This is a genomic window from Caulobacter sp. X, assembly GCF_002742635.1.
Lineage (GTDB): Bacteria > Pseudomonadota > Alphaproteobacteria > Caulobacterales > Caulobacteraceae > Caulobacter.
Window position 1 is genome coordinate 977,924 of record NZ_PEGF01000002.1, and the last position, 13,512, is coordinate 991,435.

General features: G+C 68.6%; 21 protein-coding genes. 12 read left to right on the forward strand and 9 right to left on the reverse strand.

All coding sequences use genetic code 11. From position 1 onward, the window contains the following. Positions 1-17: 17 nt before the first annotated feature. The 3 genes from CSW60_RS16875 to CSW60_RS16885 all read right to left on the reverse strand — a co-directional run bounded on the left by CSW60_RS16875 (position 18) and on the right by CSW60_RS16885 (position 1,450). A complete protein-coding gene (locus tag CSW60_RS16875; RefSeq protein WP_066730188.1) occupies positions 18-398 on the reverse strand; it encodes a hypothetical protein in 381 nt (126 codons plus the stop codon). 132 nt (positions 399-530) lie between these two features. Beyond that, the gene (locus CSW60_RS16880; RefSeq protein WP_062098120.1) at positions 531-980 is read right to left on the reverse strand and encodes a heavy metal-responsive transcriptional regulator; all 450 of its coding nucleotides are present in this window, start codon (positions 978-980) and stop codon (positions 531-533) included. A gap of 116 nt (positions 981-1,096) precedes the next feature. Then, positions 1,097-1,450, reverse strand: a complete 354-nt coding sequence (locus tag CSW60_RS16885; RefSeq protein WP_062098118.1) for a hypothetical protein — start codon at positions 1,448-1,450, stop codon at positions 1,097-1,099. A gap of 454 nt (positions 1,451-1,904) precedes the next feature. Here CSW60_RS16885 and CSW60_RS16890 point away from each other — a divergent pair, with 454 nt between their 5' ends. From CSW60_RS16890 to CSW60_RS16920, 8 genes are all read left to right on the forward strand, one after another. Further along, entirely contained in the window at positions 1,905-2,192 is a 288-nt protein-coding gene (locus CSW60_RS16890; protein WP_062098116.1) for a hypothetical protein, read from the forward strand. Between the two features lies 1 nt (position 2,193). Continuing rightward, positions 2,194-2,634 (forward strand): periplasmic heavy metal sensor, encoded by a 441-nt coding sequence (locus CSW60_RS16895; protein WP_062098114.1) that lies wholly within the window; start codon positions 2,194-2,196, stop codon positions 2,632-2,634. Further along, a complete protein-coding gene (locus CSW60_RS24425; RefSeq protein WP_349290484.1) occupies positions 2,631-2,924 on the forward strand; it encodes an RNA polymerase sigma factor in 294 nt (97 codons plus the stop codon). Before CSW60_RS16895 ends, CSW60_RS24425 begins: the two co-directional genes overlap by 4 nt. Further along, on the forward strand, positions 2,885-3,202 hold the full coding sequence (locus CSW60_RS24430; protein ID WP_349290483.1) for a sigma-70 family RNA polymerase sigma factor: 318 nt from the start codon (positions 2,885-2,887) through the stop codon (positions 3,200-3,202). The genes CSW60_RS24425 and CSW60_RS24430 overlap by 40 nt, the downstream gene beginning before the upstream one ends. A gap of 113 nt (positions 3,203-3,315) precedes the next feature. Next, positions 3,316-5,157, forward strand: a complete 1,842-nt coding sequence (locus CSW60_RS16905; RefSeq protein ID WP_062098112.1) for a copper resistance system multicopper oxidase — start codon at positions 3,316-3,318, stop codon at positions 5,155-5,157. Continuing rightward, entirely contained in the window at positions 5,154-6,194 is a 1,041-nt protein-coding gene (locus tag CSW60_RS16910; RefSeq protein ID WP_062098110.1) for a copper resistance protein B, read from the forward strand. Before CSW60_RS16905 ends, CSW60_RS16910 begins: the two co-directional genes overlap by 4 nt. 23 nt (positions 6,195-6,217) lie before the next feature. Further along, complete coding sequence (locus CSW60_RS16915; protein WP_099538410.1) at positions 6,218-6,538, forward strand: copper-binding protein; 321 nt, start codon at positions 6,218-6,220, stop codon at positions 6,536-6,538. A 159-nt stretch (positions 6,539-6,697) separates the two neighbouring features. Next, positions 6,698-7,693 (forward strand): acyltransferase, encoded by a 996-nt coding sequence (locus tag CSW60_RS16920; RefSeq protein WP_161495656.1) that lies wholly within the window; start codon positions 6,698-6,700, stop codon positions 7,691-7,693. A gap of 9 nt (positions 7,694-7,702) precedes the next feature. On the opposite strand, the gene copD is transcribed toward CSW60_RS16920, so the two are convergent. The 3 genes from copD to CSW60_RS16935 all read right to left on the reverse strand — a co-directional run bounded on the left by copD (position 7,703) and on the right by CSW60_RS16935 (position 9,328). Continuing rightward, positions 7,703-8,629, reverse strand: coding sequence for a copper homeostasis membrane protein CopD (gene copD, locus CSW60_RS16925; protein ID WP_062098101.1), 927 nt, complete (start codon positions 8,627-8,629; stop codon positions 7,703-7,705). Positions 8,630-8,632: 3 nt separating this feature from the next. Beyond that, positions 8,633-8,995: a copper homeostasis periplasmic binding protein CopC gene (copC, locus tag CSW60_RS16930; RefSeq protein WP_062098099.1), complete on the reverse strand. Its 363-nt coding sequence runs from the start codon at positions 8,993-8,995 to the stop codon at positions 8,633-8,635. 63 nt (positions 8,996-9,058) lie between these two features. After that, positions 9,059-9,328, reverse strand: a complete 270-nt coding sequence (locus tag CSW60_RS16935; protein ID WP_062098096.1) for a DUF2933 domain-containing protein — start codon at positions 9,326-9,328, stop codon at positions 9,059-9,061. A 122-nt stretch (positions 9,329-9,450) separates the two neighbouring features. On the opposite strand from CSW60_RS16935, the gene CSW60_RS16940 reads away from it, so the two are divergent. The 3 genes from CSW60_RS16940 to CSW60_RS16950 all read left to right on the forward strand — a co-directional run bounded on the left by CSW60_RS16940 (position 9,451) and on the right by CSW60_RS16950 (position 10,755). Beyond that, positions 9,451-9,732: a hypothetical protein gene (locus CSW60_RS16940; protein ID WP_062098094.1), complete on the forward strand. Its 282-nt coding sequence runs from the start codon at positions 9,451-9,453 to the stop codon at positions 9,730-9,732. Positions 9,733-9,777: 45 nt separating this feature from the next. Next, positions 9,778-10,248: an SRPBCC family protein gene (locus tag CSW60_RS16945; RefSeq protein WP_231732076.1), complete on the forward strand. Its 471-nt coding sequence runs from the start codon at positions 9,778-9,780 to the stop codon at positions 10,246-10,248. Positions 10,249-10,533: 285 nt separating this feature from the next. After that, positions 10,534-10,755, forward strand: a complete 222-nt coding sequence (locus CSW60_RS16950) for a hypothetical protein (protein ID WP_062098090.1) — start codon at positions 10,534-10,536, stop codon at positions 10,753-10,755. Here the strand turns inward: CSW60_RS16950 and CSW60_RS16955 are convergent. The 3 genes from CSW60_RS16955 to CSW60_RS16965 form a co-directional block, all read right to left on the reverse strand. Then, a complete protein-coding gene (locus CSW60_RS16955) occupies positions 10,752-12,038 on the reverse strand; it encodes a hypothetical protein (RefSeq protein WP_066685881.1) in 1,287 nt (428 codons plus the stop codon). The two genes, CSW60_RS16950 and CSW60_RS16955, sit on opposite strands and share 4 nt — an antisense overlap. Continuing rightward, on the reverse strand, positions 12,028-12,315 hold the full coding sequence (locus tag CSW60_RS16960; protein WP_137803584.1) for a hypothetical protein: 288 nt from the start codon (positions 12,313-12,315) through the stop codon (positions 12,028-12,030). Before CSW60_RS16960 ends, CSW60_RS16955 begins: the two co-directional genes overlap by 11 nt. A gap of 394 nt (positions 12,316-12,709) precedes the next feature. Continuing rightward, the gene (locus tag CSW60_RS16965) at positions 12,710-12,961 is read right to left on the reverse strand and encodes an AlpA family transcriptional regulator (RefSeq protein ID WP_066685884.1); all 252 of its coding nucleotides are present in this window, start codon (positions 12,959-12,961) and stop codon (positions 12,710-12,712) included. A gap of 234 nt (positions 12,962-13,195) precedes the next feature. On the opposite strand from CSW60_RS16965, the gene CSW60_RS16970 reads away from it, so the two are divergent. Continuing rightward, positions 13,196-13,507 carry an AlpA family transcriptional regulator gene (locus CSW60_RS16970; protein WP_231732078.1) on the forward strand — a complete coding sequence of 104 codons (312 nt, stop codon included), beginning with the start codon at positions 13,196-13,198 and terminating at the stop codon, positions 13,505-13,507. The last annotated feature ends 5 nt before the right edge of the window (positions 13,508-13,512 follow it).

Consider the following 13,512-nt stretch of genomic DNA (forward strand, 5'->3'; position numbering starts at 1 on the left):
CGGGCTTGCCCTCGTCTTCACATGTCCTTCATCGGAGCCGATGGGCTCATCGGCGCGGCGTCGGGTTGGGGCGTCGTCCCCGTGGCCGCGCCGCCCTGGCGCATGGCGTGGTGATCCATCTCCTGACGATGATGGCGTTCCATCGTCGCCGCGTCGTGATCGGCGTCATGTTGCCCGGCGGCGTTGTTCGAAGGCGCCGTCGAGCCGCCGACGCCGGGATCCGGATCGGCGGCGCTGGGGACCGGGGCCGCGGCGGGCGACGGGGCCGGGGCCTGGACCGAGGCCGCGGGCGGCGGGGGCTCAGCGCCCTTGTCGCCGCAGGCGGTGAGGGCGAGCGCCGCGGCGCCGATCACAAGCGCCTGGATGGGCGCGCGAAGTGTGTGGCGGATGTCGATCATGGCAAGTTCCTCCCTGGAGATCATGGGCTCGACACCGATGGCCTTCGCCGCGGACGGGCGCGCCAGGGGCGAGCGGTGGAGCCGGCGAGGTCGCCGGCCAAGGATTGACGTGTCGCCGCGCGCCCGGGCGGGTCAGAGCGCCTCCCGCGGTGCGTCGCCGCGGGCGTCCGACCGCCGGACCCGTCTTTCGGCGAGGAAGGCCAGGATCGGACAGTCCGAGGCCGCCACGTCCATCGGGCAATCGTCGGCCAGCGCGCTGAGCACGTCACGGATATCCGACAGCCGCTGAATGCGGCGTTCGGCGTCGCGGATCTTCTCGCGGGTGATCTCCAGCACCGCCGACGCCTTGGCGGTGTCGGAGGCTTGAAGCGCGAGCAGGTCGGCGGTTTCGGCGAGCGTGAAGCCGAGCTCCTGCGCGGCCCGGATGAAATGGAGCCGCAGGAGGTCGGCGTCCTCATAGACACGGTAGCCGGCGCCGGTCCTGCCCGGATCGCGCAGCAGGCCGGTGCGCTCGTAGTACCGGATCGTATCGCGCCGCACGCCGGCGGCTGCGGCGAACGCGCCGATCTTGAAGGTCGTCATGATACTCGTCGCCTCGCTCGTTGGACGAAAGCCCAAGGTCAGCGGAGGGGCGCGCGCGCCGGTCGCTCCGGCGAGACGGCGTGGGCCATCCCGCCGCTGGCGAACCGATCGCCCGCTCAGTTCTTGCGCAGCTCGACGATGTCGTGCTTGGCCGGCGTACCGTCGGCGACCGTGACATGGGCGAAGTGGTCGTCGAAGACGTGGTCGATCTTCACGTGCCCGACGAGGTCGCGCCGATAGGACGGCGGGGCCTTGTTGGGCCCCGGCAGCTGCTTGACGCGGTAGACTTCCAGGGTCTGGCCGACCTCGGCGCCGTCCGCCTTGCCGATGCAGATCACGGTGCCGTTGCTGTCGTTCGCGACGATCGAGCCCTTCATGAAGAAGGTGTGGCCGCTCCCTTGCGCCAGAACCGGCGTTGCAACGAGCATCGCGATGCCGGCCAAGCCGGCGATGACGGACGTCTTGATCATCTTTGACTCCTTAGATGAATAGGTTTGAAGATGAGTAGATGCGCCGCCGTTTGATCTTCGACGGGAAGAAGTTGTTCTTCGAGTCCAGGACTAGGGTCCTACGTCCCGGGTCGGAATACGTAGATTCCGAAGCGCAGGTTTTGGCCCTCGTCTCGCGCGACGGGGCGCCAGGCCGCGGCGGCGATCGCGCCGCTCCGAACCTCGGCCGTCCTGGGCGCGGGCGCGTCCCCCCGGGGGGCGATCGCCATGCGGGGCCGGGGCGTGCGTGGCTTTCACCCGCACCCGAGCGTCGCCAGCGGCCCAACACCTGTGGATCCGTGCGGACGTTTTCAGCATATGGTTTTTCTCCGCGTCGTGCGCCGGACGCACGGCCGGCCCGGGGGCGCGTCGCGCCTGAGGTGAGGGGTTGGACCGCGGGCCGCGTATGTAGGCGTGCAGAGTCAGGGGATCGACGATGAGCGACCAGCTCGACGAACTTTTCGAGGCGTTGCGGGGCCAGCCGCACGCCCAGCTGCCCGGCCTGGAAGGCCAGGTGTGGGCCAGGATCGACAGCTGGCGCGACGGCCGGCGCGCGGCGAACGCGCTCGTGCCGCTGCGCGCGGCCTCGGTGGTGGCGGCCCTGGGCCTGGGCATGGTCGGCGGCAGTCTCGCGGCCAACGCCGCCGCGCGCGCCCCCTCCGAGATCTCGGCGTTTTCGGTCGACGCGCACCTGGCGCCGTCGACCCTGCTCGGCGGGCGCTGACATGCGCCGGATCTCGCGCGGGGCGGCCCTGACCGTCGTCCTGGCGCTGCTGGCCGGGATCGCCGGCGGCTGGCTCGGCTCGGGCCGGTTCTTGCCGATGCATCACGCCCAGTCGCTGCACGAGATGGTTCACCACGAGCTGAAGCTCAGCCCGGATCAGGATCGCCGGCTCGAGGCGCTCGAACAGGATTTCGCCGTGCGTCGCCGCGCCCGGGAGGCCGAGCTGCGCGCGGCCAACGCCCAACTGGCCGCCGCCATCCAGGCGCGCCACGAATACGGGCCCGAGGTCGAGGCCGCGGTCGAGCGTTTCCATGTCGCCATGGGGGCGCTGCAGCTGGAGACGGTCCAGCACGTCCTGGCGATGCGTAAGGTGCTGACCCCCGAGCAGGCGGCCAAATTCGACCGCCGCGTCAGCGAGGCGCTCACGAACGAGACGCCGTGACCGCCGGCCTTGGCGAGGACGAGGACGGCGCGCTGGCCAGGCGCGCGGCGCGCGGCGACGAGCGCGCCTTCAGCACGCTGATGCGGCGTCACAAGGGCGCCTTGCACGCCTTCGCCCGGCGCCATGTCGGCGACTCCGAAGCCGCCCACGAGGTGGTGCAGGAAAGCTTCGTGGCCGCCTGGAAGGCGCTGGATCGCTATGATCCGACCCGGCCGTTCGGCGCCTGGATGCGGGCCATCGTCCTGAACAAGTGCCGCGACCGGGGCGTCGCCTGCTGGTTCGGCGGCTGATCCTGGGCGAGCGGTCGATCGACGCGCCAGGCGCGCCCGATCCCGCCGACCCCGCGCCGGGCCCCGAGGCGGCGAGTCTGCGCGCCGAACAACTGTCGCGCCTGGAGGCGGCGATCGCGCGCCTGCCCGACCAGCTCAAGGAGCCGCTGATCCTCACCTATCTGGAAGGCTATTCACAACAGGACGCCGCGGCGGTCCTGGGCGTCAGCGTCAAGACCATCGAGATGCGCGCCTATCGCGCCCGCAAGCGGCTGGCCGACTGGCTGGTCGATCCCTGACTTTTTTCGCCCGCCGGCGAGGGGGGCGACGGTTTGGCGCGTAGCCACCTATAGATCGCGTCGCGGCCGTCCCTCACGGCCTGCCGCCGGCGCGTCATCGTCAAAGGGCTGTCATACTTCGATCCAGCGCGGCTTTCGATCGCCGTCGTTTTCTCCAATCGCTCGCCGTCCTCGGCGGCGGCGCCACCCTGGCGAGCCTGCTGCCGTCCTGGGCGCGCGCGGCGGGCGATCCCGGCCGCGCGCCGGCCGCCCTTTCGGGCGAGGACATCAAGCTGACCATCGGCCACACGCCGATCACGGTCGACGGCAAGGCCGGCCACGCCGTGACGATCAACGGCACGGTTCCTGGCCCGCTGATCCGGCTGAAGGAAGGCCAGCATGTCCGCCTGTCGGTGACCAACACGCTCGACGAGGACACCTCGATCCACTGGCACGGCCTGCTCGTGCCCTTCCAGATGGACGGCGTGCCCGGCGTCAGCTTCCCGGGCGTCAAGCCCGGCGAGACCTTCACCTACGAATTCCAGGTCCGCCAGGCGGGCACCTATTGGTACCACAGCCATTCGGGCCTGCAGGAGCAGATGGGCCACTATGGGCCCATTATCATCGATCCGGTCGGTCCTGATCCGGTGGCCTTCGACCGCGAGCACGTCGTGGTGCTGTCGGACTTCAGCCGCCTGCACCCGCACCAGATCTTCAAGAAGCTCAAGCAGCAGAGCGGCGCATTCAACTACCAGCGCCAGACCCTCGCTGGGCTTCTGGCCGGCAAGGACCAGACCCTGGCCGAGCGCCTGGACTGGGCCAAGATGCTGATGGACCCGACCGACATCTCCGACGTCACCGGCGCGGCCTACACCTTCCTGGTCAATGGCCATGGCCCCGCGGACAACTGGACGGCGCTGTTCGCGCCCGGCGAGCGCGTGCGCCTGCGGTTCATCAACGCCGCGGCCCAGTCGGTCTTCAACGTCCGCATCCCGGGGCTGCGCATGACCGTGGTCGCCGCCGACGGCCAGCACGTGCGGCCCGTCGAGGTCGACGAGTTCCAGATCGGCAACGCCGAGACCTATGACGTGATCGTCCAGCCCGCCGAAGACAAGGCCTTCACGATCGTGTCGGAGTCGGTCGACCGCTCTGGGTTGGGCCGCGCCACCCTGGCGCCGCGGCTGGGCATGAGCGCCGAGGTCCCGCCGCCGCGCGAGCGGCCGCTGACCACCATGCGCGACATGGGCATGGATATGGAGGGAATGGACATGGGGGGCATGGACCATGGCTCCACGGACATGTCCGGCATGGATCACGCGGCCATGGGCGCCAAGGCCGCGACCCCCGCGCCCGGCATGGCGCCGCCGCGCCAGCGCGGAAGCGACGTTATGGGCAAGATGGACAAGGGCGGCATGGACATGTCCATGCGCAATCCGGACAACGCGCCTCAGGTCAGGCTCGGTCCGGGCGTGCAGTCGATCGCGCCGATGCCGATGGATCGCACCGGCGAGCCTGGCCAGGGCCTCGAAAGCGTCGGCCACCGGGTCTTGGTCTATCGCGACCTGGTGGCCCTCGAGCCGAATCCCGACCCGCGCGCCCCGGAGCGATCCCTCGAGATTCACCTGACCGGCAACATGGAGCGGTTCATGTGGGGGTTTGACGGGCGCAAGTTCAGCGATAGGCCGCCGCCCTACGCCTTCCGCCACGGCGAGCGGGTCCGGGTCACCCTGGTCAACGACACCATGATGGCCCACCCCATCCACCTGCACGGCCACTTCTTCGAACTGGCCTTCGGACCGGCGGGCCACATGCCGCGCAAGCACACCGTCATCGTCCTGCCCGGCGGCCGCGTCAGCTTCGACTTCACCGCCGAGACCGGCGACTGGGCCTTCCACTGCCACATGCTCTATCACATGCACGCGGGGATGTTTCAGGTCTTCAGCGTGCGCGACACCCCCGCGGAGGGCGCGCGATGAAGGCCTCGCTGATCGCCCTCTTGCCGGTCCTGTGGGCCGCGCCGGCCCTGGCCCAGCACGCCGGCCACGCCGGCGCGCCAGCCGCGCCCAGTTCCAAGCCTGCGCCGGCGGCCCCGCCTCCAGCCGCCGACCCCCATGCCGGACACGACATGGGCGCCATGCCGGCCATGGCCATGCCTCAGACGCAGGTCGCGCCGGCGACCGACCCCCACGCCGGCCACGACATGGGCGCCATGCCCGGCCTGGCTGTCTCCGGTCAATCGGAACGCCCGGCCGAAGCGATGGGACCGCCGCCCTTGCCCGATCACGAAACAGCTCCGCCGGCGCCGCCCACCGACCATCTGGCCGACAGGGTCTTCGATCCGGCCGCCATGGACCGGGCTCGCGCCGTGCTCCGGCAGGAGCATGGCGGCGCCCAGGTCTCGCAGGTGATGGCCAACCTCCTGGAATACCGCGCCCAGGCCGGGGGCAACGGCTATCACTGGGACGGCGAGGCTTGGTTCGGCGGCGACCTCAATCGCCTGGTGATCAAATCCGAGGGCGAGGGCGGCCGTCACGGCGTTCAGGCCAGCGAGGTGCAGGCGCTCTATTCCAGGCCCGTGGCGCTCTATACCGACTTGCAGGTGGGCTTGCGCCAGGATGTCGAGCCCAAGTCGCGCACCTATGCCGCCGTCGGGTTCGAAACCCTGTTGCCCTACTGGATCGAGGCGGGCGGAGCGGTGTTCGTTTCCAGCAAGGGCGATGTCCTCGCGCGCGCCGAAGGGGCGATCGACTGGCGCCTCACCCAGCGCCTGATCCTGCAGCCGCGCACCGAACTCAACTTCGCCGCCCAAGACATCCCCGAAGCGGCGATCGGTTCGGGGCTCTCGAGCGGCGAGCTCGGATTGCGCCTTCGCTATGAGGTTCGGCGCCAATTCGCGCCATATGTCGGCGTCGCCCTATCCAAGCGGTTCGGGCGCGCCGCGGACTTCGCCCGGCTGCGCGGCGACGAGGTCACCGAGACCAGTTTCGTGCTCGGCCTGAGGGCCTGGTTTTGACCATCGATCCTAGCGAGGCTTCCATGAAGATGCTGTCCATCGCTCTTGCGAACGCCCTGACCCTGCTGGCCCAGCCGGCGGCCGCCCAGATGAGCGCTATGGACCCTGCGGCGCATGCGGTTGAGGCGAGCGCGCCGGTCGAGGCGGTCGGCGTCGTGCGCGCCATCGACGCCAAGGCCGCCAAGATCACTCTGGCCCATGAAGCGATCCCGGCGCTGAAGTGGCCGCCGATGACCATGGCCTTCAAGGTCGCTGATCCGACCCTCCTGAAGGGCCTGAGCGTCGGGACCAAGGTGCGCTTCAAGCTGCGGGGCCAGACCATCGTCGGCCTGACCGCGCTCTAGCGCCCATCGGGCCGGCGCTCGCCGGCTCCAACCATTGCCTCGGGGGAGGGGCCATGTATCCGTCGGACATCCGTCCGCTCACGTCGTTGCGCATCTGCGCGGCGCTGTGGGTGCTCGTCTATCATTTCCGCAACCACCTGGACCTTGGTCTCGAGCGCTTTGGCCTGGCCGCCAAGGGCTACCTCGGCGTCGACCTCTTCTTCATCCTGTCGGGTTTCATCCTCAGCCACGTCTATACGCGGGCCTGGGCCGAGCGACGGTTCAACTACGGCTCCTTCCTTTGGGCGCGCCTGGCGCGTCTATCCCGTCCATCTGGTCACCCTGGCCGCGACGATCGCCATCTGGCTCGCGGCCTTGAAGCTGGGCGTCCGCTTCGATCCCCAGGCGTTCGACCCGCGCATGCTCCCCCAGCACCTGTTGCTAGTGCATGCCTGGGGCACGACGCCCACCGTGCAATGGAACTTCCCCTCCTGGTCGATCTCGGCTGAGTGGTTCGCCTACCTCGGCTTTCCGGTCGCGGCCATCGCCTCGGTGTCGCTGAGGCGTTGGCCACGCCTCTTCGTCCTCGCCGTGCTCGCCCTGTTCGTCGCCATGTTCCTGACGGCCCAGGGGCGCGGGGTGCTGTTCACCGACATGAGCGCCCAGATCGGCGCCTTGCGGATCATCCCGGCCTTCCTGATGGGCGCGGCCCTGCATCGCTTGGGATCGAGCCTGAGCCTGCCGGCCGGCATGGCCGGATTCGGCGCGCTCGCCGCGACGGTCTGGGTGGCGATCGCCGCCAACCTGCGACTGAGCGATCTCTATATCTGGCCGGGTCTGGCTATGCTGATCTTCTGCCTGGCCGAGACGTCCAAGGCCGCGAAGCCAGGCGCGATGTCGGCGCCGGCGCTCGTCTATCTCGGCGAGGTCTCCTACAGCCTCTACATGGTCCACCTTCCGGCCGACATCGTCTATTTCCACGCTCTGGAAAGGCTGGCGCCAGACCTGTCCGGCGCCGGGATCGCCTTGGCCTGGGCAGGAGCGTTCGTGGCCTGTCAGCTGGCCGCGATGGTCGCCTACCATCTTGTCGAACGGCCTGCGCGTAACTGGTTGCGGGCGCGCGATCCCTTCGCGCGGCGCCCCACGCCCGAGCCGGCGCACGAACCGGTGCTCTGAACGTTGCGGCTATTGCGCGCTGATCGGCGCGAGACGCCCTAGCCAGGCGACCACGGCGACGAGCGCCATCGCCGCGCTCAGTTCCAGCACGAGACTGCGGCGCAGCGCCTTGACCGCCGTGCTGGGCGGCGCCGGCTCGACCAGGGCTTCGCGCAGGGCCGGGGTCAGGCGAAACCGGTTGGCGGCGGCCAGCACGACCATGGCGCCGAAGAGAACGAGCTTGAGAAGCAGAAGAAGCCCGTAGGGCGTGCGGACCAGGGCCGCAACGCCCATGGGCCCGACGAGGAACCAGCTGTTGATCAGGCCGCTGGCGACCAGCACGGCGACGACGCCCGAGCCGATGCCCGAGAAACCCGCCAGGGCGGCATGGAAGGTCGGCGCCTGTCGCGCGTCACGCCGACTGACCCCGGCCAGCCCCAGAAAGAACACCAGGGCGCCGACCCACACGGCGGCCGCCGCCAGGTGGGCGATGTCGGCCGCCAGGTGCAGGCCCCCGCCCGGACCCTCGGTGGCCGCGCCATGGCCCATCCAGGCCATGCTCGCCGCTGCGACGGCGCCGAGCGCTGACGCGGCGATCCAGGCGGCCCGGCCGGGCCGCGCGAGCATAAGCACAGCCAGCGCCACGACCGCGGCCATGGCCCGCGCGAGCGAGGCCGCGCCCATCGCCATCTCGCTGACCACCGAGGCCAAGGTCGAGGGATCCAGCGCCGCGGTAAGCGACCCGGCGACCACGGCGGTTTGCAGCACGAGACCCAGAAGGCTGGCCAGGACCAGCAGGGCGGCGCAGCCCGCCAGGAGCCGGCGCGGCCAACCTAGCGCCGCGGCGCTGGACGGGCCGGCGGCCGGCAGAGCGTAGAGCGCGAAGAGCGCGCCGCCCGCCAGGGCGAAGCTCGTCACATATTGCACCCAGCGAACAAGGACGACCGCGGTCTCCACCGTCTATTTCACCGTGAAGGTCAAGGTCCCGTCCATGCGGTGGCCGTCGTCGGCCGCAGCCGCGTGCCAGGTGAGCTTGTAGGCGCCCGCCATCAGCCGGCCCTTGGGCGCGCCGGTGATGGTCTTGCGATCGGCCGAGACGCTGGTCTTGACCGGCGCCTTCATGCCGTCGGCCATGGCCAGCTCGAAGCTCGAGAAGGCCGGGGCGAGCTTTTCATTGAAGGTCAGGCGGATGGTCTTGGGCGCGGCGACCGTGGCGTTTGCCGCCGGATCGGAGGCCACCAGCTTGGCGTGGGCGCTGGCCTGGCCGCCGGCCAGGATCGAGGCCGACAGAACGGCGGTGGCGAGGAAAGCGCGATAGGTCATGGGGCGGGTCCTGTTGAAGGGCGACTTTGTCCTACGTGTCTACGCGGGACGCGGCCCGATCCCTCAAAACGCCTCAAGCCGTTCATCGCCCAATGCCACGCGGCCCTCAGGCGTCGGCTTTGGGGGCGGCGCCTGGGCAGGTCCGTCGCGGCCGTGGCGATGACCGCCATGACCGTGATGGAACAGGTGCATCAGGGGACAGGCCAGCAGGAGCAGATAGGGCGCCAGGCCCAGGGCGTGAGCCCAGTGTTCGCGCAGGACGAAGAAGGACAGAACAAGGCCGGACGACAGCGCGGCCAAGGCGAGGGCGCGGTTTGTAAGGTTCAACGGCATCGGCCGTGCTCCACCGATTTTCCGTCCAGACTAGGCAAGGCGGGGATTTGGGCATTGATCCGGATCAAGGCGATGGTCGGGGCGGCGCGCATCATGGAACACACTTGCAACGGAGGAACGCCATGCGCGCGCTCGCTATCGCCTCGATACTCGTCCTGACCGTCTCGGGAACGGCTTTTGCCCAGCAGCAACAGACCGCGACCCGTCCAGCTGCCGCCGACGCGCCGACGCACGAAATGTGCAAGTCGGTCATGGGCAAGGCCATGGACCGCACGGCGCCGCATGATCATGGGCGCGACAAGACCGGCGCTCCGACCTGGCCAAACGGCAAGGCCCTGACCAAGGCCGAAATGGAGCAGATGCATAAGACCTGCGCCGCGAAGATGGCGGGCGAGAAGAAGTAGGACGCAGAAGGCTTGGGTCGTATGGGCAGCCAATTAAGCCAGACGGTGGACCTGACCGCCACGCCCGACGAGGTGTTTGACCACCTCGACGATCAGACCCGTCTGGCCGCCCATATGACCAAGTCGTCCATGATGATGGCCGGCGGCCGGATGTCGTACGACTTCGACGAAGGGCGCGGCCAGGTCGTGGGCTCCCATATTCGAATGGACGGCTCGGCTTTGGGATTGCGCTTGTTTGTCGACGAGGTGGTCACGGCCCGGGACCGACCCCATTCAAAACAGTGGGAAACGGCGGGCGCTTCACAGCTCGTCATTCTATCGGGCTATCGCATGGGGTTCGACATAACGCCCACAGCCTTGGGCTCTCGCCTCACGGTTTGGATCGACTACGATCTTCCAACCGGGCCGCGCCGATGGCTCGGCTTGCTATTGGGGAGGTTCTACGGGCGTTGGTGCCTTGGCGGCACGACGGCTGACGCTGTGAAATACTTTAAAGGCAAGCGTGGCGGAAAGTGATTGCGCTAGCCAGGTTCGTATTTTGCATGAAAGCCAACAAATATCTTATAAAGTCCGTCAGATTGTTATTCAATACTGAGCATTATTGATGTTGCGATATTTTTCTGAGAATTAGCTATTGGTATCCCGTATAGAGAATAATAGTTGGATTTTGCGATTTCATGAATTGCTAAGATCGGCCTTTCTCTGGCGGTCGACGAGGTCGTGACCAAACGCGATCCGCACCGTCCCAAGGCCTGGCGAACCACCGGCGCCACCCGCCTGCTCATCCTTTAAGCCGACAAGATGGGCCTTGATCGCTCGCCCACGCCCAACGGTTCGAAGCTGCGAGTCTGGATCCGCTACGCGCTTCCCAAGGGCCAAGCCGGCCGCCTGCTTGGGCTCCTGACGGCCCCCGCCTATGCGCGCTGGTGCGTGGGCCGGATGGCGCGCGACGCCGCCGAGCACTTTTCGGCGCCAGCCGACCGCCCGGCGAGTGTCGCGGCGGCGCGTCCCAAGATGCGCTAGTCCAAGGCATCGAGGACGAAGACCGGCGCGAAGCCCCCGCCGGGGGTCCGAAAATTGGTCGTCTGGCCCTGATAGACGCGGGCGGCGAGCAGCAGCGGCGCGCCGCGATAGGTGTAGAGGCGCACGTCGAGCTTCAGGCTCTGAATCTCGCCGTCAATCCGGATCCGGCGCTCGCTGGGCGGGGCCAGCCCCTGGGCGATGTAGCCGCCCTGCTGGATCTGCGACCAGACGCGCTGGGTCAGCTTGTCGCCGCGATAGACCGCCTTGCCGCCATGACCGCCGGCGGGCTTGAAGAACAGCCCCTTGCGCCTGGTCCACAGCCCTTCGGCGTTCTGGGCGGTGACCAGGGTGGTCGGCGGAACGGCCGTAAGGCTGTTCTGTTGATCCGGCGATAGTCCCCAACGCGCGGCGGCTGACGGATCGGACAACAGGGCCAGGTTGCGCTTGTCGGCGAACAGGGCGTGGTTGCGCGGATTGGGCGTGACCACGACCGCCCCGGCCAGATAAGCCTCCCGCAGGGCCCTATGCTCGGCGGCCTCGAGCGAGAAATCGACCAGGCGATTATAAACGATGTCGATCGTCTCCCCTTCGTGCCGCAACCCGCCCTCGGCGAAGCGCAGTTGGGCCGGGTCGAGGATCCAGGCCTTCAAGCCTTGCCGTTCAAAGAAACGCTGGGCGATGAGAAACTCGGGGTAGAGGTACTGGTCCTGGGGGCCATCATCGACCAGGGCGATGGTCCGCGGCGGGCTTAGCCGCCCTTGCAGGCGCCATTCGGTGAGGAACATGCGCCAGACCGCGGGCTCGAATTGGGCGAGCAGGGGCGCGCCCAACGCCGCCTCGGCTTCACGGCAGCAGGCGGTCTGCGCCCGCGCGAGGAAGGCGTTGAGGAAGGCGCCGCCGGCGTTGGTGTTGACCTCGATGAGCCTGGGGCCATCTGGGCCCAGGTGAAAGTCGTAGCCCATGAAGACGCCGCGCGGACCCAAATCCGCACGGGCGATGTCGGGAGCCCACTCCAGAACCGTCGCCTGATAGGCCGGGCTCTGCGCGGCCGCCTCGATGGCGGCGACAACATCGGCCATGGCCGACAGGTCGCGGCTGGAGAGGAACACCGGGCCTTGGGAGAAAAGGTGGGGCCTGGCCGACAGCAGCGCGGCGAGAAGGTCCGCGTCGCGCGTTTGCGCCTCGATCGCCGCCCGCAGGCCGGCGCCATCCAATGTGATGCAAAAGCAATCCCTGTTCAGCACCGCGTCAAGATCGCCTCTGGCGCCGCTGTCATCGGGCATGACGGTCCTCCGCCCATGCAGGCCCTGGCGGGCCGCCCAGCGCCAGCACAAGACTAAGAAGCCACAGTCCGGCCGGCATGATCAGCAGCCAGCGAAAGTCCGATCCCAAGGCGAAATTCACCGCGGCCATCGTTCCGACCGACAGGGTGCCGGCCACGGCCAACAGGGCAAGCTCGCTGCGGCTGGCTTTCCGGTGGCCGAGCCGAACGCTCGCGCCGATCACGAGCACGCCGACGGCCGCCATCTGTCCGCCGAGCACCGTGAACACCAGGTGCAACCATGGTTCGAGGCGGGGCTGGGCGGCCCTGAGCGCGTCGTGTCCGACGCCGAAGAAGCGCAGGTCCTCCGCAAGGACCGGCGGCCTTTGAAATAGGTCCCGAGCCAGACCTGATAGGCCCCACACAGGCCGATCAAGGCGACCGCGCAGCCTCGCAGACCGCGGCGCGAAGTCGGATGATCAAGTGACGTCCCGCGGTTCTGCATCTCTGGACCGATCGGTGTCAGCTCCAGGAAGCCCAGAGCGCTGCATCTGAAACACCATCTTCAGCGCCGTCCGCCGCAAAGACAATGATCCACATCAACCGCGCGCGCGGACGCGCCGTCGTTGACCACGTCCGCCGCCGCCCGTCAGCCTCGTCGAACGGCCCGCCTCAAGGCCGGTGGTCCCGATGCTAGCGAAATGGGAGGGGTTCGCCATCGGATCGCAGGCGGCGGCGTCCCACGACCTTGGCGTCGTCGCAGCTGACGAGATTCCGCCGGTCCCAGGCGTCCAATTCCTCGATCGGATAGAGCACGGCCTTGCCGATTTTGACAAAGGGAGGGCCGATGCGTTGGGCGCGCCAATTTTCGAGGGTGCCGATCGAGACCTCGCCGCGATAGCGCTCGGCGACCTCCTCGGTGGTCAGGAACTTCTCGTCGGCCATGAGGTCGGCTCCCGGCGCCCGCGCCGGCGCCCACCGGATCGGGGCCGTCCATTCACGTGGGCTCATGGGCCTTCACCTTGGCGCGGCGGGGCGTTCAAGCAACCCGGCCCGGGGCAAGACCGGGACCAGGCGATGTCGATAGCGCCCAGCGCGTACGAAAAGCGGAGTTGGCGATACGAGGGCGGGCGGAGTCAGATCGTGGCGGGCGGCCGGTAGGGTAACGGCCGTCGCCAGATGTCTTGCAAGACGAGCCGCTTCCGGTTCGCCAGTCACGAGTCCCACACGCACTATGAACTGCTCCCGCCACCCCGGCTGCTCTACACGAAGGAGGCGGCGCGCTTCGTCAGCCTCTCGCCAAGGACCATGGAAAAGCATCGCTCCTACCGAACGGGGCCAGCCTATTCGAAGCTCGGCGGCAGGGTCGTTTACCGCATCGCGGATCTGCAGACATGGGTCGCGCTCGGCGCCCGGACCTCAACCAGCGACGTCGGCGTGGGGGTCGTTTATCCGGCCAAGGCGCGCTTCCGAACAGAGGGCGGCGCCTAGCGCCT